This window comes from Undibacterium sp. MH2W (assembly GCF_049340215.1).
Classification (GTDB): Bacteria; Pseudomonadota; Gammaproteobacteria; order Burkholderiales; family Burkholderiaceae_D; genus Undibacterium.
On sequence record NZ_JBMPPA010000001.1, the window covers coordinates 821,777 to 846,734 of the forward strand.

The following is a 24,958-nucleotide window of genomic DNA, read 5'->3' on the forward strand; positions in this document are numbered from 1 at the left end:
TCACTCTCACCTTCCTATGACCACTCAACAAGCGGGACAACTCGTGTGTGTCGGTACCGGCATGCGCATGGCCGGTCAATTGACCCCGATTTCTAAAAGCTATATCGAAACGTTTGATGTGGTCATTGCGGCGGTGCCGAATATATTCACCCGTCAATGGTTGCAAGAGATTGCGAAAGACTTCATCTGCCTCAATGGTCATTATGAAGAAACGAAAATCGAAGGGAAAACGCGGCGTGATACCTATCGCCGCATGGCCGATACCATCCTGACAGAAGTGCGCGCTGGCAAGCGCGTGTGCGCTGCGTTTTATGGGCATCCGGGCATTTTTGCATGTATCTCGCATATGGCGATTGCCGATGCCCGGAAAGAAGGGTTTTCTGCTCATATGGAGCCCGGTATTTCTGCGTTGGATTGTCTGGTCGCGGACCTGGGTATGGACCCTGGCACGCGTGGGATGCAATCGATGGAAGCCACACAGTTCATGATCTACCAGCGAACGATTGATCCCTCAGCGATGTTCATTGTTTGGCAGATCGGCATTGCAGGTGATCTGACGATGAAGCGTTTTGACACGGAGCCCGCCCATTTGCAAATCATCACTGATAAGCTGGCAAAAACCTATTCCTTAGACCATGAAGTGATTTTATATGAGGCGGCAACGCACCCCTTGGAGCAGATCAGGGCGGATCGTATCAAATTACGTGATTTGCCAAGGACGCCGTTAAAGCAATACACGACATTGGTGATTCCAGCAGAAAAAGAACTTCAATTAGATCAAGCAGTGATCGATCAACTGAATGCACTTCACGCATCGCGCGCTGCGTAGCTTGCAGTAGCGTGTCACCCTTGTACCATGAAAGCATCAGAAAATTTCCGTACGGAAATTGCTATGATTTATTTCTTTTTAATTGTAAATCTGTGCTTTCTATTTACATCGGTCTTCATTAAAATAAATGTCTAAGAGCAAGACAATTTTGTCGCCTTGCCGATCTTTTGAGGAGATACCATGAATAAATTGTTGAAAAGTGCAGTTGTGAGTCTGGCTTTGGTAGGTGGTATTTCTGCTGCTTATGCTGAAGGTGTTGATACGTCGGTTGACGGTATTTTCAGTGCGTTGACAAGCACAACGAATTTGCAAGCGACAGTCGATAGCTTGGTCGCTAGTGGTGCAAATCCACAATCGATCATCTCTGTTGCTGCTGCCGCAGGCATCCCACTTGACTCTGTGAAAGAGCTGCAAGTTTGTGTCAATTCTGCGGCGTCTGACGCTGCCGTATTAAGCGCTTCCTGCCTGCGTCAACGTAGTGTTGTGACAGCGTATGCCGCAGGTGTGAATGATCCAATGAAATTTTTACCTGCATCCGCTGCAGGCAAAAAGAACACAAACAAAGCAGCGACTGAACTCAAGTAATCAGTATTGAGCTAAGCGAGCGATGTTCAGAACATCAGAACTTCAGAACATCAGAACATCAGAACATCAGAACATCAGAACATCAGAACATCAGAAGTTCGAAGGTTCGAAAGTTCAAATTTCTGAATGAAACGTCCGAAAAAAACAGCGAACGCATTGTCGTTCGCTGTTTTTTTTGAGGCATTTATTTTCTTAGCGGGATGAGTAGATCGCGTAGGTTGTTATGGTCGATTTCATACATCAATTCCAGAAGCCGTCCAATTTCACCCTTAGGGAATCCTTCCCGCGCAAACCAACCCAAATAGTGTCCCGGCAAATCGCCGATCAATCTATCTTTGTATTTTCCGTAAGGCATTTTTAACGTCAGCAATCGCTGTAAATCGTCTGCCTGCATCGCTTTTTCAAACATCGTTAATCGTTTTTATTGTCATCTGATTTTTTGGGATCTTTGGGTGACGTGACGCCGTCCTCACTGTCGGTACTCGTGCTCTTATCAGAGATGCTGGCACTCACTGCATCTTTCGTCACACGCGGTGCTTTACTCCCTTTATCGGCCACTTCTTTTTTGTCGGCGTCAGGTTCATTCGGATAAGTCGTCGCATCCAGGTAGCGTTCTACCAGATCGAAAAACTGATTATAAAATTGCCCTGTAGCGATGGTTTCACTTGCGACTTTGACTAACGAATCGTCCGTTGTTCCGAATGGTAATGAGACGGAGCCGATCGCACTGACGCCGATACTGGCAGATGTGTTGCTCTTCTTCAGTGAATAGCGATCCCGAATCGCGTTGGCAAAGACAGTGCTACTGTTACTTCCTTTGCTATCAGGCACACACACCACATTAAATTCGATTTCGGCATGGGTGTCTGCGTCGTGCTGATATTTACGGCGACCTTTGATATTGGTTGGCTTCGATTCTCCAATGACGTAGCCCTGACTGAGTAGCGCACGTCGTGCTGCTTCGCAGGCGGCTTGCTCGTTTCCTGGGTAGCTGCGAGTAAATACGCCGGTTTCACCAAATTCTTCATGTTGGAGTGCTGTGGTTTTGTTGGTCGAGCAGGCACTCAGACCAGACAAACAAAGAGCAAGGGGAATCAATAAAAGACGACGGTACATGGTTTCATCTAAACTAAGTAATAAAAAAGGCGCGGGTTGGCGTCTTCACTTCTTTTGTGGATACTGAAGCAACGTTAAGCCAAGGCTTCTTTGGCCGCCTCTTCTGGTGTTAATCCATCAAAGAACAAATCGGTGAACCACTCAATTTGCTCTTCAATGTGGTCTTGGGCTTGCGCGACGGTGGCGCCACCAGCAACCAAAAAACCTTCTACTTCGATACACCAAGCGATCAGTGCTTCTGTTTCTGGATCGATATCATTTTTCTTTGCCATGGTGTGCTTTCTGGTGGATTGTTGCTATTTATGCAGATCAACAGCGATGGACATCAACGTTCTTCTTGTCGCTCGCTGTCTCTCGGGGTGTTCTTGTGTCTTCTAAGGTGCGTATTCTAACGTGTTGTCACGCGCTTCATGTTTCCAGTTGTTGGCCGATTGTTATCGTATTTCATCGTTAAAGAGCAGGACATCGTCATTGGTTTAAAAACTTCCCGCAAACTGATACCGTGTTCCTGGGTGCCACATCGTTACAATCGTCGCAATTTTCCCTTGCGAGCGCGTTTTCCGATGCAGAACGAGGCACGCCTCCTTCATTGAAATTCTCAGCATCTCTGCCACTTGCTTGGTGGGCATTAAGGCTTCAATACTGTAATCCACCCCTTGGAGCGGCGCGACAGCCACCAAATACTCATTGGGCGTCATGCTACTGAAATCTTGCACTAAATAATCAGGCGTCACGCTGGAATTGACCCAGCGGTCTTCCACCTGGATCGCCATGTCGTTTTCAAAATGCACAATAACCGAATGAAATAAGCGATGTCCTGCTTTGACATGAAATTCTTGCGCAAGTTGCTCGGAAGCGGGAATTTCTTTTAAAACGTGCAATTCACTGCGGTGTACATGACCTCGCAGCCGAATTTCAGCAGCGATACTTTTAATCTCAACCAGCGTGGCTTGGTATTTTTGCTGGGCAACATACGTCCCCGAACCTTGGATTCGGTTGAGAATTTGTTCGCTCGTCAGTTCCCGGACTGCGCGGTTGACGGTCATCCTCGACACACCAAATTGCTCTGCTAGCATGGCTTCCGAGGGAATGGCATCGCCTTCTTTCCAAGTTCCTGCCTGGATTTCCTTGAGCAGATAGTCTTTAATGGTCTGGAAGGCGGGGGATAGTGATTGAGCTTTTGGCACGATGATCCTATTGAGTAAGCGAGATATTGTCTCATTAAAATTCCGCTTGCAAAAGTTGTATATACAACTTAGAATTTCCGCAGGCAAAACGTTTTGAAGTCTGGTTGGTATAAAGACGACACGTCAACGTGGGCGTTTTGCATGGAATATCGCTAAGTCGGATGAGCGATGACAGCAATGTGAACGATGATGCCAATCCTAGGAGAGAGATAAATGACAACGACGCTTCAACACGATCCCCGCTGGGATGCCAGCCGCGTAATTCATGCGCCAACAGGTGCAGAAAAAGTATGTAAAACCTGGGTTGCAGAGGCTGCCTACCGGATGATTCAGAATAATCTGGACCCTGCAGTGGCTGAAAATCCAAAACATCTCGTGGTCTATGGCGGTATTGGACGCGCTGCTCGCAACTGGGCATGTTTTGACCAAATTTTGGCGTCACTCAAAGAATTAAACGAAGATGAAACCTTATTGATTCAATCTGGTAAGCCTGTTGGCGTGTTCAAGACGCATGAAGACGCACCACGTGTGCTGATTGCTAACTCCAATCTGGTGCCCAAGTGGGCTAACTGGGAACATTTTAACGAACTCGACCGACAAGGCTTGTTCATGTACGGTCAGATGACGGCGGGCAGCTGGATTTACATCGGTACACAGGGAATTGTTCAGGGGACTTACGAAACGTTCGCCGAAGCGGGACGTCAGCACTTTAACGGTGACTGGAGTGGTCGCTGGATTTTGACAGCCGGTCTCGGCGGTATGGGCGGTGCGCAACCGCTCGCAGCGAGTTTTGCAGGCGCGGTATCGCTCAATATTGAATGTCAACAAAGCAGTATCGATTTCCGCTTACGCACTCGTTATGTCGACAAACAAGCAAAAGACCTCGACGATGCGTTGGCATTAATTAAACACCATTGTGACCGTAAAGAAGCAGTATCGATTGCCTTGTTGGGCAACGCTGCTGAAATCTTGCCTGAGCTGGTCAAGCGCGCGAAAGCGGGCGGCATGAAACCAGATATGGTGACGGATCAAACGTCTGCACACGACCTGATTAATGGCTATTTACCGATAGGCTGGACGGTCGCTCAATGGAAGGCGGCACAACAGGATGCGAGTCAGCACGCCAAACTGACAGCGGACGCGCAGCAAGCGTGTGCGGTGCATGTTCAGGCACTCTTGGATTTCCATGCGATGGGTATTCCGACGGTCGATTACGGCAACAACATCCGCCAAGTTGCCTTCGATGCTGGCGTGAAGAACGCCTTTGATTTCCCAGGCTTTGTGCCGGCGTATATTCGTCCGCTATTTTGTGACGGTAAAGGTCCTTTCCGCTGGGTTGCATTGTCAGGTGATCCGGAAGATATCCGTAAAACGGATGCCAAAATCAAAGAACTCTTTCCTCATAATAAAGGCGTCCATAAATGGCTGGATATGGCTGGTGAGCGGATCGCGTTTCAAGGATTGCCAGCACGGATCTGCTGGTTAGGGTTGGGCGAGCGCCATATTGCTGGCCTGGCATTCAATGAAATGGTCAAAAACGGCGAACTCAAAGCACCGATCGTGATTGGTCGTGACCACTTGGATACCGGCTCTGTTGCGAGTCCAAACCGCGAAACAGAAGGCATGAAAGATGGCACCGATGCGGTCTCAGACTGGCCTTTGTTGAATGCGCTATTGAACACAGCGGGAGGGGCGAGTTGGGTGTCCTTGCATCACGGTGGTGGTGTTGGTATGGGGTACTCGCAGCACTCGGGTATGGTCATCGTTGCCGATGGCTCTGAGGCGGCCGCCAAGCGTTTGGCGCGTGTGCTAGTGAATGACTGCGGTTCGGGCGTGATGCGTCACGCGGATGCGGGTTACGAGCAAGCCATTGCATGCGCACATCGCGAAGGTCTACATTTACCCATGATTAAATAAATCCTCAGAGCAATGATAGGGTGTTTGGTTGAATCAACATCCTGTCGCACTGATGAAGAAATAATTGAGAGAACAAGCATGACAACACATTTTGAAATTCATCCGGGCGCGTTTAGTTTGTCGGATCTACGGGCCATCTGGACAGCGCCGCAACCATTGGCATTGACACCTTCCGCGTACGATGGGATTAACGCGTCGGCGGCAACCATTCATCAGATCGTTGCGAAGGGTGATGCGGCATACGGAATCAATACCGGTTTTGGTAAGCTTGCAAAGACCCGCATTCCTGACGAACAACTCGAGCTGTTGCAGCGCAATCTGATCTTGTCACACTCTGTCGGATCCGGTGAGTTGATCGCTGATGAAGTGGTTCGCCTCATTCTTGCGATGAAAATTGCTAGTTTGGCGAGAGGTGTTTCCGGTATCCGAGCTTCAGTCATCGACAGCATGATTGCAATGTACAACGCAGGGATCATGCCGACGATTCCGGTTAAAGGTTCCGTTGGTGCATCGGGTGATTTAGCGCCGTTGTCGCATATGACGCTGGCGTTGTTGGGTGAAGGTGATGTTCGTGTGAATGGTCAACTTGTTCCAGCAAAAGAAGCCTTAGCGAAGGCTGGTATTACGCCAGTGGTATTGGCTGCGAAAGAGGGATTGGCACTCATTAATGGCACACAAGTATCGACCGCGTTAGCGCTGAATGGCTTGTTCTTGGCAGAACGTTTATTGGAAGCGGCAACCATTACGGGTGCGCTCTCCGTTGATGCTGCCAAAGGGAGTGATGCGCCGTTTGATCCTCGTATTCATACCAGTCGTGGTCAGCCAGGCCAAATCGCCACGGCGGCGATTTATCGCGATCTGCTCAAAGGGAGCGAAATTCGCTTGTCACATTTGGTCAATGATGAACGTGTACAAGATCCCTATTGCCTGCGTTGCCAACCCCAGGTCATGGGGGCGTGTCTCGATATCATCAATAATGCTGCCCGCACATTGCTGATTGAGGCGAATGCAGTCACAGATAATCCATTGGTTTTTGTTGAAACGGGCGAAGTCATTTCTGGTGGTAACTTCCATGCGGAACCTGTCGCTTTCGCTGCCGATACCTTGGCATTGGCGATTGCAGAAATCGGCTCTATTTCAGAGCGTCGTATTGCTTTGTTGATTGACGCATCGATCTCTGGTCTGCCTCCTTTCTTGGTTCCATCATCAGGGCTCAATTCGGGATTTATGATCGCCCATGTGACGGCAGCAGCCTTGGCATCGGAAAATAAATCGCATGCCCATCCATCGAGTGTTGATACGATTCCGACGTCTGCCAACCAAGAAGACCATGTCAGTATGGCGACGTTTGGTGCGCGCCGTTTGCACGAGATGGCACACAATACCGCCACCATCGTCGGTATTGAGTTGCTTGCCGCGGCACAAGGCGTTGATTTCCACGCACCACTCAAAACCTCTGAGATGTTGACACAAGTGCACAAGGTCTTGCGTGAGAAGGTGGCGTTTTACGATAAAGACCGTTTCTTTGCGCCGGATATTGAGGCAGCCAAAGACCTCGTTGTTTCCGGCCAATTAAGTGCGCAGTGCCAACATCTGTATCAGCACTTATATTTGGCTTAATTATTGAATGTGCTATTTGATTGAGTGACTATGCGTAAATGGACCCGACAGGATTACCGTACCATGCCATGGAAAAATGGCGGTGGTAGTACAACCGAGCTCGCTATTTTTCCAGAGGATGCAAAGCTGGATCATTTTATCTGGCGACTGAGTACGGCATCGGTCAATACGGCGGGGCCGTTTTCGCATTTCTCTCAAATTGATCGCACTTTGGCCATTCTCTCTGGCGCAGGACTGGTCTTGCATACCGATGAGAGTACGCATGCTCCAACAGAGAGTGTGACCTTAGAACGGACAACAGCGCCGCATCGTTTTCCTGGCGAGATGCCTATTCACGCGACGCTCATTGATGATCCTGTGGTTGATCTCAATATGATGACGCGACGGGACGTATGCCAACATCATATGCAACGCTTGGGGGAGGGGAGTCATTTCGTTTCTGCCGCCGATGCACAGCAGGTACTTTTATATTGTGCCAATGGGGAAGCGGTATTGCGTTCGGGAGAGGTTATCACGCAAGGCGATTTGGTTTTGTTTGAAGAGGATCATGAGCGAACAGGCGTCACGTTGGAATTTTCTGCTCATACGGATGCAGAGGTATATCTGATCACTATTCACTTTTTAGCGGAAAGATAATGCCGATGTCACACGTCGATACTATTTGGAAAAATATTCACCTTGCGACGATGTCTGTAGGGTATGGTGAAATACGCGATGCCGCCCTGGTTGTTCATGCGGGTAAGATTGTGTGGCTTGGTGAGGCTGCTTCACTACCAGAGTCAATCACCGCCGACGAAGTGAGGGACGGGCAGGGATGTTGGGTGACGCCGGGTCTCATTGATTGTCATACGCATCTGGTATATGCAGGGAATCGTAGTAATGAGTTCGAAGCCCGCTTAAACGGTGTTGCCTACGAAGAGATTGCGCGCAACGGCGGTGGTATTTTGGCGACCGTGAATGCGACAAGAGCGGCGAGTGAAGAGGCGTTGATGCAGGCATGTCTGCCGCGGCTACGGCATTTACTCGCAGAGGGCGTAACAACCTTGGAAATCAAGTCTGGCTATGGCCTTGATCTGGAGACAGAAGCACGTATTTTACGTGTGGCACGTCGTATCGGTCGCGAGTATCCAGTGCGTGTCAAAACCACTTTTTTGGGAGCGCATGCATTGCCCCCAGAGTTCGCTGGGCGTCCAGACGACTACATTGCGCAGGTGTGTGATGTCATGCTGCCAGCGCTCGTTGCCGAGGGCTTGGTGGATGCGGTTGACGTCTTTTGTGAAAAAATTGGATTTAGTCCCGCACAGACAGAGCGGGTTTTTCAGGCGGCACACCGGTGTGGATTACCCGTTAAACTACATGCGGAGCAGTTGTCGGATCAAGGCGGCGCTGCGTTAACTGCCCGATACCATGGCTTGTCCGCAGATCATCTGGAGTATTTGACTGAAGAGGGTATCGCCGCCATGGCTGAGGCCGGTACGGTCGCTGTTTTGTTGCCTGGCGCGTTTTACTTTTTGCGAGAAACAACCTACCCACCCTTGGCCGGTCTTCGGGCAGCGGGTGTACCCATTGCCTTAGCAACGGACTGCAATCCAGGGACGTCGCCATTGACGTCTTTACTCCTCACCATGAATATGGCGTCAACGCTCTTCAGAATGACGCCTCTCGAAGCCTTGCAGGGCACGACCTGTCATGCGGCCCGTGCCTTAGGACTTCTGGATGAAGTGGGAACGCTGGAGGTGGGGAAGGTCGCTGACTTTGTTTTGTGGCAGATCGATCGACCTGCCGATCTCTCTTATCTGATTGGTGGCAACCCCCTGTATATGAAAGTTGTCTCTGGGAAATGCCTAACCTAACGTGGCGGGCGGTCGATGATATCTTGACGGTCATTTTTGATTTGTAATTCACATTTGTTAACTCAGCTTCGCCAAGGTTTGTCGTTTTTATCAATTTTGCGGTCGTATAATGTTGGTAAAAATGAATATCAATAAGCTCTGAGGTTTACCGTGACAGTCACTACCCCCACATCGCCTACCAGCCCCGTCACTTCTTTTTGGCAGCGTTGGCATCTGACTCGTTATATCAGCGCGTTCATTGCGCTCATCGTCGTGCTGGCTCTTGTCAGTTGGGCATTCCTGCCAGGCTATGTCAAAGACGTGGCAACGAAGCAAGTACAGCAACAAATTGGTCGTAAGCTAGAAATTGATCGAATCAGTTTCTCTCCGTTCAAGCTAGCGCTAACGCTCAACGGAATTCGCCTGTACGAGGCAGATCAGCGATCTTTGGCACTGGATGCAAAGGAACTGCTTGTTAGCGTGTCTTTGAGTTCCTTATTCCATCAAGCCTTGGTGTTGGATGAGTTGCAGCTCACGGCGGCGGATTTACACATCACACGTTTAAGTGCAGACGGTAAGGGCGTCTACAACTTTAGCGATATGTTGGACAAGATCGATGCGATGCCCAAGAGCGATACGCCTTTTCGGTTTGCGATGGCGAATATTCAGTTAAAAGACAGCGTGATCGAAATCGAAGATCAAGTCAAAGCCGCCCGTTTTAAGGTGACTGATTTGCAAATTGGTATTCCTTTTATTTCTAACTTTCCAAAGACCTTGGATAGCTTCGTTTCCCCCCAATTATCTGGGCGACTGAATGGTGCAGGGTTTGCTCTCAATGCGCGGGCTAAGCCATTTGCAAAAAGTCTCGATACGACCTTGGCGCTGGATGTTGAACAACTGAATCTGGCACAGTATGTGGAATACCTTCCAGCATCGCTCCCAGTGCAAATTGCCCGAGCGACACTGACGACGAAACTGGATTTGCAATTTAAACGTGAACCACAAGCACAGGTGTTGTTGAGTGGGGAGATTCATCTTAAGGATGTTGATCTGAAGGATCAGCATGCCGCTGATCTATTGTCATTCTCAGAGGCAGATGCCCAGATTAAACAACTGAATCTGTTAACTGCGGCGGCAGAGCTGACCCAAGTACGGGTACGTCAACCGCAAGTGTGGATCGACTTTTCAAAAAAGAATGGGCTGAACTGGGCGAACCTTAGTCCTTCAGTACCACAAAAAAACAGCAAGAAGGGGACAAGCACCCAAGAGAAGGGGGCAACAACAGCCACTGCGCCGGTCGCTGCGAAGACGTCTCCGCTGATCACGATTGCAGCCTTTCAGATTCAGGAGGGGGCAATTCATATCGCCGATGAAGTCCATGCACAGCCAAAGCAGCAACTTGAATTGCAGCACCTTGATCTACAGGTCAAAGGTATCAGCACTGCCAATGATGCGCCGCCTGCGGCAGTGGCACTGAGCCTTGCTACAAGTGATGAAGAAACAATCCATTTCGATGGTGATCTGCAAGCGCTGAGTGGTCATGTCAAAGGGAGTGTTGCACTGAATAATCTTGATTTGTCCCATTACCAGAACTTTGTCGCTCCCTTTTTGCACGCGAAAATCGATGGTAAGCTCAATGCAAGTACCCATTTGCAAGCAAGTCCAGGACAACTGCAGTTCAGCGAGTTGGCGCTTGATCTTCACCATGCATTTGTTCAAGGGAAGTCAGACGAAGGGCGTATTGACCTCGCTTCGCTCGTCATCGATAAAGCCGAAGTCGATACAGACAGTCGCATCGTCACCCTGCCATCGGTAACATTGCAAGGATTAGTGGCAGATATCAGAAGAGATCAGCAAGGCATCGTGACGCCTCAGCACTGGTTGGCGAGTGGTACACCAGCAGCAAGTAATCAAACGGTCTCAACAAAGGCCTCTGCCGCGCCAAGTTGGAAAATTCAACTTGGACAAGTCGATCTCAACGACAGCGAAGTCGCATTTGCTGATCTCTCGGTCACCCCTAGCGTGAAGTTGAAGGCCAATGGGATCACGATGGGCTTGTCCCATTTCAGCAGCGACCTGTCCCAACCGTTCAAAGCGAACTTGGTGTCACACATTAATCGTCAAGGGCAAATCAACCTGACTGCCCAAGCGACGCCGCAATTAAAACAGATCACGATGGCACTGGATGCGCGATATTTACCCGTCGCATCGTTCTATCCGTATGTCTCGCAGTTGTTGAACGTGGAGATTACGAAAGGAACCGCTTCTGCCAAAGGGAAGTTCGATATTCGCGATGCGTTGCAAGACCAGCGTCAGATTGCGTACAACGGCAATGTGAGTTTCAATGATTTTAAAATATACGAAAATGGAAGTGATGATGATTTTCTGGAGTGGAAAACCATCGGTCTCGACGGTATCGATACAAAAATAGGGGGTGTACAGGACGCATTGAGTATCAAGAAACTCACATTAGATCGTTTCTTTGCACGACTCGTCTTGTCTGATAAAGCACAACTCAATCTCCAGCATATTTTGGTCAACAAGGCCGCGGGCGGGTCTTCTACGCCAAACGCGGTACCGCAGACGCCGCAGGATAAAACGACTGAAAATGCAACATTGACAGCACACGTCGCAGTTGCCTCGGTCCCAACTTCGGTCAAAAAACCGAAGTTGATTCGTATCGGGCAGACGGAATTGCGTAGCGGGAATATTAACTTTACCGATAACTTCATCAAACCGAATTATCACGCCAATTTAACCAACGTCAGCGGAACCATCGGTCTTCTTGCACCCGACAGCGCGCAGCCAGCCAATGTCGAGTTACACGGTAATGTCGATAACGACGCCCCCTTGCTGATCGCGGGTGCGATGAATCCACTTGCTTCACCCCTCTTTTTGGATATCACGGGAAGTACCAACGGTCTAGAACTCACGCGATTGACGCCGTATGCCGCGAAATATGCGGGGTATCCGATTGAGAAAGGGAAGCTTTCTATGCAGGTGAGTTATCACATCGAAAATCAGCAATTGAAAGCGGATAATTCCATCACGCTTGATCAGTTGACCTTCGGTGAGCATGTCGACGGACCTAATGTCACGAAATTACCAGTGATGCTCGCCGTTGCCTTGTTGCGCGATAATCAGGGCCGTATTGCCATCAATCTGCCGATTTCTGGATCTCTGAGTGATCCTCAGTTCTCTGTTGGTGGGATTATCTTCAAAGTCTTTGTGAATCTGATTACCAAAGCGGTAACGTCACCTTTTGCCTTGCTGGGTTCTATGTTTGGTGGCGGTGAACAATTAGCCTATGTGGAATTCAATCCAGGATTAGCTGTGCTGCCGCCGGGTGCCACAGAAAAACTCGATACGCTCGCTAAAGCACTCAACAATCGTTCTAGCCTGAAACTCGACATCGTTGGTCGTGTTGATCCTGTTACTGATAGTGATGGCGTGCGTCAGTCTCTTTTAGCATCGAAGTTACGTGATGCTAAATGGCGTGAGCTACATCAAAAAGATCGCAGTATCAAAATGGAGGATGTCACAGTAACATCAGAAGAGCGCGCAAAATATGTTCAAGTGGTGTATCAGTCCGAAAAATTCGATAAACCGCGCAATCTGATTGGTCTGACGAAGACGCTGCCGGCTGATCAAGCGGAAGCCTTGATTTTGAAGAATTTGCCGGTTTCATCGGATGATCTTCGTGTCCTTGCACAAAAGCGTGAAGATGTCGTGAGAGACTATCTTGAAACGAACGGAAAAGTGGACCGCGATCGCTTGTTTTTGATTGCGCCGAAACTCGATGGAAGTGATATTAAAGATCAAGGTAAGCCCAATCGCGTTGACTTTTCGTTGAAATAAAGGCGCCGACAAAGAGCGGCAAGGTGGCGAAGCGCGCGGTAGTTTTTACCTAAAGAAAGTTCATGATTAAACAGGCAAGAGTTGTTGCTGTGCTTCGTTCGTTTTTGTTACTAGCATGTAATTGATGTTGTTTTGGGATGCGTCTTGATTTATCCTGAGGACATCAATGAGACTTTACTGTTTGGGGAGAGGCAATGGCATCAGCAAATTTGGCCAATATTTTATACGTTGAGGACGATCCAGATATTCAGACGGTGGCACAGATTGCTTTAGAAATTGTCGGTGGGTTTGCATTAAAAACATGTAGTTCTGGCACTCAGGCGTTGGCTGAAATCCAAGGTGGTTTTGTGCCTGATTTATTGCTGCTAGATGTCATGATGCCCAATATGGATGGTCCGACGACGTTGGCTGAATTGCGAAAGCTCCCAACAACCGCAGCAACGCCGGTCATGTTTATGACAGCAAAAGTACAATCCTCTGAACTGGAATATTACAAATCGTTGGGTGCGATTGGTGTGATCGCTAAACCATTTGATCCTATGGAGTTATCAACCCAAGTGTTGAAACTTTGGCAGGAAAGGCCGTAGATGACTGAAAAAAATGACACGTTGCAAGAAAAACTGCGCGCGCTCGAAGCTGTTTTTTTACAAAAATTGCCGTCTAAATTCGATGAAATCATTGAGGCATTAGAAGCCTTTCAAAGTCATCCGACCAACAAAGATGCACTGAGTGTGCTACATCGACATTTGCATACGATGGCAGGATCTGCAGGTACGTTTGGCTTCGTCGAGCTTGGTGAGCAAGCACGTGTATTTGAATCGAAACTCAAACCTTGGTTGGTTTCTGATTGTCCACCAGATCACGAGTTAAAAGCATTTGCCGACGAATTGCGCGACTATTTTGTGTCGACGCGTGGTCGTCTGGCAAAAATGTCAATGCATGAAGCGCAAGAGCCTGAAGATGATCTTGAATTTGAAGAGGCGGATCATCCTTCTAGTTTGATTTATCTCGTCGATGAAGATAATGAGCAGCAACAGGCGATCACAACGCAGCTCGAGCATTTTGGCTATGAAGTCAAACGGATTCCACAATTAAAAGATCTCGCAGTCGCTGTAGCGATGCGCAGGCCAGACGTGATCGTCATTGAGCTTAGTTTTCCTGAGGGGAAAATTGCGGGTGTTGATGAAATCAAAAAAATCGAACAACTACAACGTTTACGTATCCCAACGATTTTTGTGTCGAAATCCAGTAGCTTTGAATCGCGTTTATTAGCGGTTCGCGCCAAAGGCGATGGTTATTTTACGAAGCCAGTCGATGTGGTTGCTGTTACTGAGCGTATTGATAATATCCTCCACCGTGGCGAATACAAGGGATATCGTATCCTGATTGTTGACGACGATACCGTCACGTCCAAGTTCTACGGTGCAATCTTGCGCGATGCAGGCATGAATGTCCGTTTGCTGAGCGATCCCTCACAAGTGCTGTCGGTAATGACAGATTTTCGTCCCGAATTATTGCTACTCGATGTGTATATGCCGATCTGCAGTGGCGTTGAATTGTCGCACTTAATACGCCAGGATAATTCTTACGTTGATGTGCCGATTGTCTTTTTGTCTAGTGAGGCTGACCTTACCAAACAACTCGATGCCGTCCGTGCCGGGGCAGATGATTTCATTACCAAACCAGTGGCACCTGAGTATTTGATTTCTTCTATCTCGACGAGGGCGGAGCGTTATCGTTCACTACGAGCATTGATCATGCGGGATGGTTTGACCGGTTTATTCAACCATACAGCAATCAAAGAACAGTTAGCGTCTGAAATTTTACAGGCTGGACGTAATGGAGCGCATTTGGCGCTGGCGATGATTGATTTGGATAACTTTAAACAAATCAACGATAGTTATGGTCATGCGACAGGCGATCAGGTGCTGCGAACGCTTGCTCGGTTATTGCGTCAACGGCTACGTCGTAGCGATATCGTTGGTCGTTATGGTGGCGAAGAATTTGCGATTATTTTCCCAGATACGACGGCAACGACGGCTCGTCGCGTGCTTGATCAGGTGCGCATCGCCTTCGCTAAAATTCGTCAGCATTCGGATGACGTCGAGTTTTCTGTCACGTTCTCTGGTGGTGTTGCGGATCTTGAGGCGACAACGGATGCGGATGAATTATTTGAAGTCGCTGATGCGGCGATGTATGTGTCTAAGCAAAGCGGTCGTAATAGAATTACCTTGGCATGACGTCCTGACACGGATCTCAATAAAAAAACCCGTTCGTTTATAGAACGGGTTTTTTATTTTTGCGTTTGATTTTCAATGAATGCACTGATCGGTAACTTGATCAGTGATTCCATTGATTCTTGCATTAACTTATTTTTTGCAAGCTGCTTGGTTTTAATTTCGATTCCAGCGGCTTCCCTTTACGCGCACGCTTGTTGATGTGAATACTCAGACCGGACGCACTCAGATTGACTTCCTGCGCTTTTCCACCGCGACCGATGCCTGAGACCTTGACACCTTTTTGGCTGATCGCTTGGGCAGCAAGCAGTTTTTCTTTGTCTTCCAGCTCCATCAAGATCACACCACGTCCACCACTGGAGAGTTGTTTGATCTCGTTGAGGCCGAACACCAGCAAGCGTCCTTTTTCCGATAAACAAGCAACGGCACTGGCATCGTCGCTAATCACGGCGGGTGCCAGCGGCAAGTCTGTTTCCTCCAGCGTCATAAACGCTTTGCCTGCTTTCATACGACCGACCATGTCGCTTACTTTGGCACTGAATCCATAACCCGCTGTCGAGGCGAGTAGGAGACCAGTGTCGTTTGGACCAGCAAAGTAATGCAATATTTTGCTACCACTCGCAAGGTCAATCAGCGTGGTAATCGGTACCCCATCGCCACGTGCCCCTGGCAATGCAGAGACGGCGACAGAGTAGACGCGACCATTGGAGCCAAATACGAGTAAATGATCAACTGTACGGCATTCAAACGTGCCATAGAGGCTATCACCCGCTTTGAAGGTGAATTGCCCAGCTTCATGGCCATGACCGGTCCGTGCGCGAACCCAGCCTTTTTCAGAAATCACCACCGTGACAGGTTCATCGATCACCTTTTGCTCGACCGATGCACGCGCCGCCTCTTCAATGACGGTCCGACGTGCGTCGCCGTATTGTTTGGCATCGGTCTCGATCTCCTTGATCAGCATTTTCTTCATGGATGCCGGATTATCCAGCAGGTCATGCAGTGTGGCTTTTTCTTTACGCAGTTCAGCCAGTTCTTGCTGGATTTTGATGGTTTCCAGACGAGCTAATTGACGCAAGCGAATTTCCAGAATGTCCTCTGCCTGACGATCAGACAGACGGAATGCTTGAATCAGTGCTGGTTTTGGCTCATCAGATTCGCGGATGATGCGAATCACTTCATCGATGTTGAGTAGAACTGCTTCACGTCCTTCGAGGATGTGGATACGATCATCCACTTTTTTCAGACGGAACTGTGTACGACGTGTCACGGTCGCAAAGCGGAAGGCAATCCACTCGCTCAGAATCTCTAACAAGCCTTTCTGACGTGGGCGACCATCGCCACCAATCATCACCAGATTAATGGAAGCGGACGTTTCTAGCGACGTATGCGCCAGCAACATCTGCATAAATTCCGTCTGGTCTTGGTTTTTCGACTTAGGCTCTAATACCAAGCGTACTGGCGCATCTTTGCCAGACTCGTCACGAACGGTGTCGAGCACCGATAAAATGACTTGTTTGAGTGAGATCTGCTCTGGAGAGAGGGTTTTCTTACCCGCTTTAATCTTTGGATTCGTGAGTTCTTCGATTTCTTCCAGTACCTTCTGTGACGACGTACCTGGAGGGAGCTCGGTGACAACGGCTTGCCACTGTCCGCGTGCCATTTCTTCAATTTTCCAGCGTGCACGCACTTTCATGCTGCCGCGTCCTGAAGCGTACATCTCGGCGATCGCTGATGCGGGCGTGATGATTTGACCGCCCCCCGGGAAATCTGGTCCGGGAATCATTTCCATTAATTCAGCGTGTTTTAATGCCGGATTACGGATCAGTGCAACGGCCGCTTTCGCTACTTCGGTCAGATTGTGTGATGGAATCTCGGTCGCTAAACCCACAGCAATACCAGATGCGCCATTGAGTAACACAAATGGCAGTCGACTTGGCAGGAGCTTAGGCTCTTCGGTCGTGCCATCGTAGTTTGGTTGAAAATCAACCGTGCCCTGATCGATTTCATCCATCAATAACCGGGAGATCGGTGTTAAACGGGCTTCGGTGTACCGCATCGCTGCAGCACCGTCGCCATCGCGTGAACCGAAGTTACCCTGACCATCGATCAGTGGGTAACGTAAAGAGAAGTCCTGTGCCATCCGCACCAAGGCGTCATAAACGGACTGGTCACCGTGTGGATGGAGCTTACCGAGCACATCACCCACGACGGCCGCCGATTTACGGGGTTTCGCCGTCGAATTCAGGCCCAGTTCATTCATCGCGTACAGAATGCGCCGCTGAACTGGCTTTTGACCATCACAGACATCCGGTAACGCCCGTCCTTTGACGACCGAAATCGCATAGTCAAGATAGGCTCGTTCCGCAAAGGTAGCCAGTGTTAGTGCTTCTCCATCACTTGGCGGTGGTACTTGTTCAAATAAATTCGCTTGTTCGCTCATAGTGTTTAATGTTGTAAAACTGATAGTCAGTGGTCATTCATCTCATCCACCGTGGCAGATCGAGATGGAGGAATCTGTTAATTAGATGTCCGCTTCCACTGCATTGCCGTGTTCTTCGATCCATGAGCGGCGTGCAGCAGCTTCGCCTTTACCCATGAGCATATTGAATCTTCCTTCGGAAAATTCTTGGTCAAACTCTCCCAGTGAGACAGGCAATAAGCGACGTGTATCTGGATTCATGGTGGTTTCCCATAATTGTCCGGCGTTCATCTCACCGAGACCTTTAAAGCGGGAAATGGACCACGCACCGTCTTTCACGCCATCTTTGCGCAGCTTGTCTTCAATTGCCGTCAATTCACCTGCATCCAACGCATAGATTTTTTGTGCTGGTTTTTTGCCGCGTGCAGGCGCGTCCACACGGAACAGTGGTGGTCGTGCCACGCAGATGTGACCGCGCGCAATAAGCTGTGGGAAATGCTTGAAAAATAAGGTGAGTAACAAGACCTGAATGTGTGAGCCATCGACGTCCGCATCAGACAGAATGCAAATTTTTCCGTAGCGCAGATTGCTTAAATCTGGATTGTCGTTGGGGCCATGCGGGTCCACACCGATCGCGACAGCAATATCGTGGATCTCATTGTTGGCAAACAGGCGGTCACGCTCCGATTCCCATGAATTGAGAACTTTTCCTCGTAACGGCAAGATTGCTTGGAATTCTTTATCGCGCCCCATTTTCGCAGAACCACCTGCAGAGTCACCTTCGACCAAGAACAATTCATTGCGGGTGATATCGTTGGATTCGCAATCGGTTAGTTTGCCAGGCAAGACGGCAACACCGGAGGATTTCTTTTTCTCTACCTTTTGCGCCGAACGCAAACGTGATTGTGCTTGTTTGATGACGAGTTCGGCGAGCTTTTTGCCATGTTCAACATGGGAGTTCAGCCATAGCTCAAGTGGTGGTTTCGTGAACGACGACACCAAGCGAACCGCATCGCGTGAATTGAGGCGCTCTTTAATCTGTCCCTGAAATTGTGGGTCCAGTACCTTGGCGGAAAGTACGAACGACACGCGCGCAAAGACGTCTTCAGGTAAGAGCTTGACACCCTTGGGGAGCAGGGAATGCATTTCGACAAAGCTCTTTACTGCCCCGAACAAGCCCTCCCGCAGGCCAGACTCATGAGTACCGCCGGCGGGTGTTGGAATCAGATTGACATAGGATTCGCGGACGACGTTGCCATCTTCGGTCCACGCAACCACCCAAGATGCACCTTCGCCTTCAGCAAAGCCTTCGCTGTCGGAGGTGGCAAATTGTTCGCCTTCAAACAACGGAATGAGTGGTTCGCCGTGCGACGATTGCGCAAGCGCTTCCGTCAAGTAACCGCGCAACCCTTGATCGTATTGCCAGGTTTGGCTCTCACCCGTTTTTGCATTGGTGAGGGTGACTTTGACGCCGGGCAGTAAAACTGCTTTTGAACGCAATAAGCGTTGGAGTTCGGCAAAGGGGATGTTGGCAGAATCAAAGTATTTCGCGTCTGGCCAAATGCTGACCCGTGTGCCGTTCTTTTTGTCGCCGCGTCCTAGAGGCTGACTGCGGAGTGGTTCGATCACGTCGCCGTCGGCGAAAGTGAGCTGATGCAAGCCGGCTTCACGCCAGACAGTGATTTCAAGGCGTTTGGACAATGCATTGGTGACAGAGACGCCAACGCCGTGCAAACCACCCGAGAACGCGTATGCACCGCCAGACCCCTTATCAAACTTACCGCCAGCATGGAGGCGGGTAAAGACGATCTCAACGGTGGGTACGCCTTCTTCTGGATGCAAACCAACTGGAATGCCACGACCATCATCTTCAACGGTCACGCTGTTGTCGGTGTTAATGGTGACAAGAATATTCTTACAGTGACCGCCCAACGCCTCATCAGAAGCGTTATCAATCACTTCCTGAATGATATGTAATGGGTTCTCGGTTCTTGTGTACATGCCAGGTCGTTGTTTGACCGGCTCCAGGCCTTTTAAGACGCGGATGGACGATTCGCTATAGTCCGACGGGGAAGTGTTTTTTTTAGTGGCCATGCAAATAGAAAATTGTTGTTTTGGTTAAAATGTAATGATATTTTGCAATGTTTTTGTCAATAGGACACAATTTCAATGTATGAGTACATGATTTCAATGTATTCTTTCGTACGTTTGACAGCTATTGTAGCTGCAATGAGTTGATGGATAAACGATGTCACAAAAAACTCCAACGATCGCAATCCGACTGCTTGGATTTTCCGCCAAAGAGGAAGAAACTTTTTTCGCAGTGCTCGCTGTCGCGCGCGAGAAGGGTTACAGCTATACGTGTCTCATGCCGGGTTCTGTGCAAGACCCCGATATGTACATTGTTAACGCTGATCAATTGTCTGCGTTGGCGACTTTATCAGATTTAAATCCTGGTGAAGCACAACCTGTGTTGTTAATTGGTAAAACAGATGTGCCGTTACCTTACCAGACAATGTCAAAACCAATCCGTTGGCGCAAAATCTTCGACGTGCTCGATGATCTTGTCGGTAAACGTGAGCTCTTACTGACCACTTTAAGCGCCCACGCACCGCTGACGGTCCATGAGCGCCGTCGTGAAAAACGGTTGGACTTCGACCTAACTGACCCGATGGTCTATGACCGTATGCGCCGGCAACCGGTCGCTAAGGGCGGTATTTTAGTCGTCGACAAGGACACACACTTCCGGGAATATGTGGCGGCGGTCATGGACCCCTACGGTATTAGCGTCACCCTCGCTTCTGATGAGCGAAGTGCATTGTTGCTTGATAGAAACAATCAGCACGCATTAACGCTGATTAATACTTCAACGCCCAACGTCGATCCTTACCGCTTATGTGATGGGTTAAAAAAGCAGAATGATGGTTTTAAGACCTCAGTCATTTTGCTGATCGATAAATCCTTCGTGTATCAAACCACGCTTGCTGAACGAGTGAAGTGCTCTGGATTTCTCGTCAAGCCGCTGTCACGACGTGTATTGATTCGGACGCTCAAAAAATATCTACAACTCAGTAACTAAGCGCCTGAGCAGCTAACGATGCAGCATGGCCGGCACGATATTGAGCAGTCCGGCTCGCTGACCACCTCTCTCTGTTCTGTGCTGGAGGTCAGCAGGGGAGAGGGCTATTTGCTCAACAAGCGCATCCCACGCTCTAGTCCTTCGATAGTGACCGGAAACATGCGATTACTCATGATTTGCCGGACAACAGAAATGGATTGACGATACTGCCACAAGCCCTCTGGTTCGGGATTGAGCCAAATGTATTTGGGGAAAGTGCTTGCAAAGCGTTGCAGCCACACTGCGCCCGCTTCCTCGTTGTTGTACTCGACAGACCCACCTGGTTGTAAAATTTCGTAGGGGCTCATCGTGGCATCGCCGACAAAGATCAGCTTGGTATCGGCAGGGTATTTTCGCAAAATGTCCCATGTCGGAAATTTTTCCGCATGGCGTCGGCGATTGTTTTTCCACAAGTAGTCATAGACACAGTTGTGGAAATAAAAGAATTCCATATTTTTAAATTCTGTTTTCGCCGCCGAAAATAACTCTTCGGTTTGGGCGATATGGTCATCCATGGTGCCGCCGACATCGAGCAACATCAGTACCTTGATGTTGTTCTTCCGCTCGGGTTGCATCTTGATATCGAGGTAGCCCGCGTTATTGGCTGTCGCTTTGATGGTCGCATCCAATGCCAATTCTTCTTCTGCCCCTTGACGAGCAAATTTGCGCAGACGACGTAACGCAACTTTGATGTTACGTGTGCCTAGTTCACGTTCTGCATCATAATCTTTGAATGATCGTTCTTCCCATACCTTGACGGCACTGCGGTTGCCACCTTTGCCGCCAATACGGATGCCCTCGGGATTGGAGCCACCATTGCCAAAGGGAGAGGTGCCACCGGTGCCTATCCATTTGCTGCCGCCCTCGTGGCGTTCCTTTTGCTCTTTCAGGAGTTCCTTGAGACGATCCATCAATTTGTCGTAGCCAAATTTTTCGATCGCGGCCTTTTGTTCATCGGTCAGTTCCCGCTCAAGTCGCTTCGTGAGCCAATCCAGTGGTATTTCGGGATGCTTTTCAAAAATGGTGTCGATGCCTTTGAAGTAAAGGCCAAACGCCTTGTCGAACTTATCGTAGTGCGCTTCATCTTTCACCATAATGGTGCGGGAGAGGAAGTAAAAATCGTCGAGCGACATGGTGATCAAGCCTTTTTCTAAGGCCTCAAGAAGCATGAGAAATTCTTTGATGGACACCGGAATTTTGGCGTCTTTTAAGGTGAAGAAAAAATCGATCAGCATGTCATTCAGTCTCCAAAAAACATCGTACGAGAACTTATCGGGTACCCGTAGACTGTTTCTTCGTCGGTGTTTGTTGTGTTATTCAGGATAGTGGCTATGAAGCGTACTTTTTTTGCATGTATTGCAAATTCTTTTTTACGCCTTGCCATTCATGTTCAAGAATACTATACACCACCGTGTCACGGATGCGACCATCGGGCATGATGATGTGATTACGTAAAAGTCCGTCACGTTTTGCGCCCAGCCTCTCGATGGCGGCTTGCGATCGATGGTTGAAGTGGTCAGTGCGGAATTCGACGGCAATGCAGCCAAACACCTCAAAGGCGTGTGTGAGGAGTAGCAACTTGCATTCGGTATTGATGCCAGTGCGCTGTACTGACTTCGAATACCATGTGTGGCCGATTTCAAGGCGCTTGTTTTGTGGCTCCATTTTAAAGTAGCGGGTCGATCCGACAATGTGGCCAGTTTGATTCTCGCGGATCACGAACACGACTGCCGTTTGCTGTTGTTGCATATCGAGTGCGGTTTTGATCCATTGTTCTGTGGATTCAGGACTCGGCACGGAGGTAAAGAAAAGTTTCCATAATTCACCATCAGCCGCAGCGCGCTGAATATCTGGTAGGTGTGCACGGGTTAGTGGTTCGAGTGTTACATAGTGACCGACAAGGGTGAGGGGGGAGCAATCCATAATAACGTCCTTTTTACATGGTGAAACGAAAATAGAAACAAACGGGTGCGATCGTTCTTTTGGTACAACTTTCTCACAGATTGACGGTATTGCGCAGTAACAGATATGAAAAAATAGATGAAAACAGGATGGTTACGCGCTATAATCTTCTATTCACTTAAAACCACAGTAATGCTTGCTAACGAAAATAAAAGCCGTTATACTGCAAAGCTGTATAGAATTTTGCGGCGTGGCATTTAATCAAATGTTTTGACCTCGTCGCTTTGACCACGTTTAGGAAATCTCATGGCAAATACCGCACAAGCACGCAAACGTGCTCGTCAAGCAGTTAAACAAAACGCACACAACTCTAGCCAACGCTCGACTCTGCGCACAGCAATCAAAGCTGTTCGTAAAGCAATCGAAGCTGGTGATAAAGCTGCTGCTGCAACAATTTTTCAAGCATCTGTATCGACAATCGATCGTATCGCTGACAAAAAAATCATTCACAAAAACAAAGCAGCTCGTCATAAGAGCCGTTTGGCATCCGCTTTGAAAGCGTTGGCTTAATCGCCTCGTTTTTGCTTGCTAGCGACAATCGCTAGCGTAGTGGATACACCGTTGTGAAAAAAGACCGCAATTTATTGCGGTTTTTTGCTTTGTATTTTTGACTTTCACTGACCGTTCGTCGCTGTCTTGATGCGATTTGACTCAATGCGACTTGTGTTAATGCGACTTGTTTTAATACAACAAGTATTGGATCCGATTTTTTTGGGGTGTGTAAAGACAAATGATGTTGAATGGGCGTATTGCAACATACTAAGAGGGACCCTATTGCAAGGATCCCCTTTTGCGCGCTATGAAGGCTTACTTCAGCGGGAGACCTTCTACTTTCATGCCTGGTTTAATGTTCTTTTGCTTAAACCAGCCTAAATTCATTTCCAGCGCATAATTGACTGTTCTTTTTGCACAATGGGAATCGAGCGTTTCCGGCTGCATGTCTTCGATATTCACAATCCTGCCATCCAAGTCAATAAAAGCAACGGACAATGGGATCAATGTGTTCTTCATCCACATACACACGCCCGCAGGCGCACCAAAGTCAAATACCATCCCTTCATTGTTGCCCATTTTTGTTCTTAACATCAGACCTTGCTCGCGCTCAGCAGGTGTTGCTGCGACTTCTGCCTGAATCACGTAGATGCCGACAGACAGCTGTTTGACGGGCATTTTCCCTACCATTTGTGCGTTGGAAGTCGAAGTGATCAACGCCAAAGCGGCGGTTCCCAATAGTTGCTTTGCGATTGTGGAGAGTGAGGTCATGGCCAAGGATGGAATGTAATGAGAAAGGCGCTATCGTACAGCAAAAAAAAAAGGCAGGAAAAGCTCCCGCCTTTATTTTTTAGCTGATGAGGCTATTATTTTGATGCTGCTGCGGCTTCTGCTGCTTCTTTTTTAGCTTTCTTGTGTTTTTTCGCTTTTTTAGCTGGTGCTGCTGCGTCAGCTGCTGGCGCGGATGCTGCTGGTGCTGCTGGCGCTGCAGGCGCTTGTGCAAATACGGCGGAAGCGAACAAACCTGCGATTAAAGCTGCGATTAATTTTTTCATGGTAGACCCTTAAGAAAGTAATTGTTCAGAAGTACTGTCAGCGTGACTGTTGATCGAGGCGATTGCATCGAATCAATCTTAAAAACGTAGCTGACGATGATTGGTTGACAGCGAACGACATATTTTTTCTAAAAGCACTATTTTTTTTTGCTCGCTAAACCGCTTGCTTTGATATCGACTTCTTGCCACTCGCCAGGTAACAGCGGGTGGCTCTCCAATGAAAAACCACCGATGCTGGAGCGTATTAAGCGTAATGTGGGTAGACCTACTGCGGCGGTCATCCTTCTGACCTGACGATTTTTGCCTTCAGAGAGCATGATGCAGAGCCAACTAGTGGGAATGTTCTCGCGTTGGCGTATCGGAGGATGGCGGTCCCAAATCCAGCCCGGGGGATGAATATGCTTCACCATGCAGGGTTGTGTAACAAAATCGCCTAGATCCAACGGTGCGGCCAGTTTTTTGAGTGCATCAGGGGTTGGTGTCCCTTCGACCTGAACTAAGTAGGTTTTTGTTTGCTTGTGATCGGGGTGGCTGATGCGATTTTGCAGCTTTCCATCGTCCGTGAGCAAAATTAATCCCTCACTATCTGCGTCAAGACGCCCAGCCGGGTATATATTAGGAATGTCGAGATAATCCGCCAACGTTTCCCTTGTAGGATGGGCGGAGAATTGACACATGACGTTAAAAGGCTTGTTGAGTAAAATCAGTTTCATCGCCATATGGTAACC

At 48.7% G+C, this 24,958-nt stretch carries 22 protein-coding genes; 11 read left to right on the forward strand and 11 right to left on the reverse strand.

Annotated elements, in window-relative coordinates:
- Nucleotides 1-16 precede the first annotated feature (16 nt).
- Nucleotides 17-829: an SAM-dependent methyltransferase gene (locus tag ACO0K2_RS03470; RefSeq protein ID WP_423015761.1), complete on the forward strand. Its 813-nt coding sequence runs from the start codon at nt 17-19 to the stop codon at nt 827-829.
- A gap of 180 nt (nt 830-1,009) precedes the next feature.
- On the forward strand, nt 1,010-1,414 hold the full coding sequence (locus ACO0K2_RS03475; RefSeq protein ID WP_423015763.1) for a hypothetical protein: 405 nt from the start codon (nt 1,010-1,012) through the stop codon (nt 1,412-1,414).
- A gap of 184 nt (nt 1,415-1,598) precedes the next feature.
- Here ACO0K2_RS03475 and ACO0K2_RS03480 read toward each other — a convergent pair whose 3' ends face one another.
- From ACO0K2_RS03480 to hutC, 4 genes are all read right to left on the reverse strand, one after another.
- The gene (locus ACO0K2_RS03480; RefSeq protein WP_186911909.1) at nt 1,599-1,808 is read right to left on the reverse strand and encodes a DUF3820 family protein; all 210 of its coding nucleotides are present in this window, start codon (nt 1,806-1,808) and stop codon (nt 1,599-1,601) included.
- 17 nt (nt 1,809-1,825) lie between these two features.
- Nucleotides 1,826-2,530, reverse strand: a complete 705-nt coding sequence (locus ACO0K2_RS03485; RefSeq protein WP_423015765.1) for a DUF2242 domain-containing protein — start codon at nt 2,528-2,530, stop codon at nt 1,826-1,828.
- 74 nt (nt 2,531-2,604) lie between these two features.
- On the reverse strand, nt 2,605-2,802 hold the full coding sequence (locus ACO0K2_RS03490) for a hypothetical protein (RefSeq protein WP_422991286.1): 198 nt from the start codon (nt 2,800-2,802) through the stop codon (nt 2,605-2,607).
- Nucleotides 2,803-3,006: 204 nt separating this feature from the next.
- Nucleotides 3,007-3,720, reverse strand: coding sequence for a histidine utilization repressor (gene hutC / locus ACO0K2_RS03495; protein ID WP_423016157.1), 714 nt, complete (start codon nt 3,718-3,720; stop codon nt 3,007-3,009).
- A 210-nt stretch (nt 3,721-3,930) separates the two neighbouring features.
- Here hutC and hutU point away from each other — a divergent pair, with 210 nt between their 5' ends.
- From hutU to ACO0K2_RS03530, 7 genes are all read left to right on the forward strand, one after another.
- Nucleotides 3,931-5,634, forward strand: a complete 1,704-nt coding sequence (gene hutU / locus ACO0K2_RS03500) for a urocanate hydratase (RefSeq protein ID WP_423015767.1) — start codon at nt 3,931-3,933, stop codon at nt 5,632-5,634.
- A gap of 78 nt (nt 5,635-5,712) precedes the next feature.
- Nucleotides 5,713-7,254, forward strand: a complete 1,542-nt coding sequence (gene hutH, locus ACO0K2_RS03505; protein ID WP_423015769.1) for a histidine ammonia-lyase — start codon at nt 5,713-5,715, stop codon at nt 7,252-7,254.
- Between the two features lie 30 nt (nt 7,255-7,284).
- Nucleotides 7,285-7,890 (forward strand): HutD family protein, encoded by a 606-nt coding sequence (locus ACO0K2_RS03510; protein ID WP_423015771.1) that lies wholly within the window; start codon nt 7,285-7,287, stop codon nt 7,888-7,890.
- A gap of 5 nt (nt 7,891-7,895) precedes the next feature.
- On the forward strand, nt 7,896-9,107 hold the full coding sequence (gene hutI / locus ACO0K2_RS03515; RefSeq protein ID WP_423016159.1) for an imidazolonepropionase: 1,212 nt from the start codon (nt 7,896-7,898) through the stop codon (nt 9,105-9,107).
- Nucleotides 9,108-9,257: 150 nt separating this feature from the next.
- Nucleotides 9,258-12,944, forward strand: a complete 3,687-nt coding sequence (locus ACO0K2_RS03520) for a DUF748 domain-containing protein (protein WP_423015773.1) — start codon at nt 9,258-9,260, stop codon at nt 12,942-12,944.
- A gap of 194 nt (nt 12,945-13,138) precedes the next feature.
- Nucleotides 13,139-13,531 carry a response regulator gene (locus ACO0K2_RS03525; RefSeq protein WP_423015775.1) on the forward strand — a complete coding sequence of 131 codons (393 nt, stop codon included), beginning with the start codon at nt 13,139-13,141 and terminating at the stop codon, nt 13,529-13,531.
- Nucleotides 13,532-15,184 carry a diguanylate cyclase gene (locus tag ACO0K2_RS03530; protein ID WP_423015777.1) on the forward strand — a complete coding sequence of 551 codons (1,653 nt, stop codon included), beginning with the start codon at nt 13,532-13,534 and terminating at the stop codon, nt 15,182-15,184.
- 124 nt (nt 15,185-15,308) lie between these two features.
- Here the strand turns inward: ACO0K2_RS03530 and parC are convergent, their stop codons facing one another.
- Nucleotides 15,309-17,624 (reverse strand): DNA topoisomerase IV subunit A, encoded by a 2,316-nt coding sequence (parC, locus tag ACO0K2_RS03535; RefSeq protein WP_423015779.1) that lies wholly within the window; start codon nt 17,622-17,624, stop codon nt 15,309-15,311.
- 81 nt (nt 17,625-17,705) lie between these two features.
- On the reverse strand, nt 17,706-19,697 hold the full coding sequence (locus ACO0K2_RS03540) for a DNA topoisomerase IV subunit B (protein ID WP_423015781.1): 1,992 nt from the start codon (nt 19,695-19,697) through the stop codon (nt 17,706-17,708).
- A gap of 154 nt (nt 19,698-19,851) precedes the next feature.
- Between ACO0K2_RS03540 and ACO0K2_RS03545 the strand changes: the two genes are divergently transcribed.
- Nucleotides 19,852-20,682, forward strand: coding sequence for a response regulator (locus ACO0K2_RS03545; RefSeq protein ID WP_423015783.1), 831 nt, complete (start codon nt 19,852-19,854; stop codon nt 20,680-20,682).
- A 104-nt stretch (nt 20,683-20,786) separates the two neighbouring features.
- Here the strand turns inward: ACO0K2_RS03545 and ACO0K2_RS03550 are convergent, their stop codons facing one another.
- Both ACO0K2_RS03550 and ACO0K2_RS03555 read right to left on the reverse strand, forming a co-directional pair.
- Nucleotides 20,787-21,956 (reverse strand): vWA domain-containing protein, encoded by a 1,170-nt coding sequence (locus ACO0K2_RS03550; protein WP_423015785.1) that lies wholly within the window; start codon nt 21,954-21,956, stop codon nt 20,787-20,789.
- Nucleotides 21,957-22,050: 94 nt separating this feature from the next.
- A complete protein-coding gene (locus tag ACO0K2_RS03555) occupies nt 22,051-22,644 on the reverse strand; it encodes a GNAT family N-acetyltransferase (protein ID WP_423015787.1) in 594 nt (197 codons plus the stop codon).
- A gap of 285 nt (nt 22,645-22,929) precedes the next feature.
- Between ACO0K2_RS03555 and rpsT the strand changes: the two genes are divergently transcribed.
- Nucleotides 22,930-23,193, forward strand: a complete 264-nt coding sequence (rpsT, locus tag ACO0K2_RS03560; protein ID WP_186883248.1) for a 30S ribosomal protein S20 — start codon at nt 22,930-22,932, stop codon at nt 23,191-23,193.
- A gap of 297 nt (nt 23,194-23,490) precedes the next feature.
- On the opposite strand, the gene ACO0K2_RS03565 is transcribed toward rpsT, so the two are convergent.
- The 3 genes from ACO0K2_RS03565 to ACO0K2_RS03575 all read right to left on the reverse strand — a co-directional run bounded on the left by ACO0K2_RS03565 (nt 23,491) and on the right by ACO0K2_RS03575 (nt 24,943).
- The gene (locus tag ACO0K2_RS03565) at nt 23,491-23,946 is read right to left on the reverse strand and encodes a DUF192 domain-containing protein (RefSeq protein WP_423015789.1); all 456 of its coding nucleotides are present in this window, start codon (nt 23,944-23,946) and stop codon (nt 23,491-23,493) included.
- Nucleotides 23,947-24,041: 95 nt separating this feature from the next.
- The gene (locus ACO0K2_RS03570) at nt 24,042-24,230 is read right to left on the reverse strand and encodes a hypothetical protein (RefSeq protein ID WP_423015791.1); all 189 of its coding nucleotides are present in this window, start codon (nt 24,228-24,230) and stop codon (nt 24,042-24,044) included.
- A 137-nt stretch (nt 24,231-24,367) separates the two neighbouring features.
- On the reverse strand, nt 24,368-24,943 hold the full coding sequence (locus ACO0K2_RS03575) for a pseudouridine synthase (protein WP_423015793.1): 576 nt from the start codon (nt 24,941-24,943) through the stop codon (nt 24,368-24,370).
- Between the last annotated feature and the right edge of the window lie 15 nt (nt 24,944-24,958).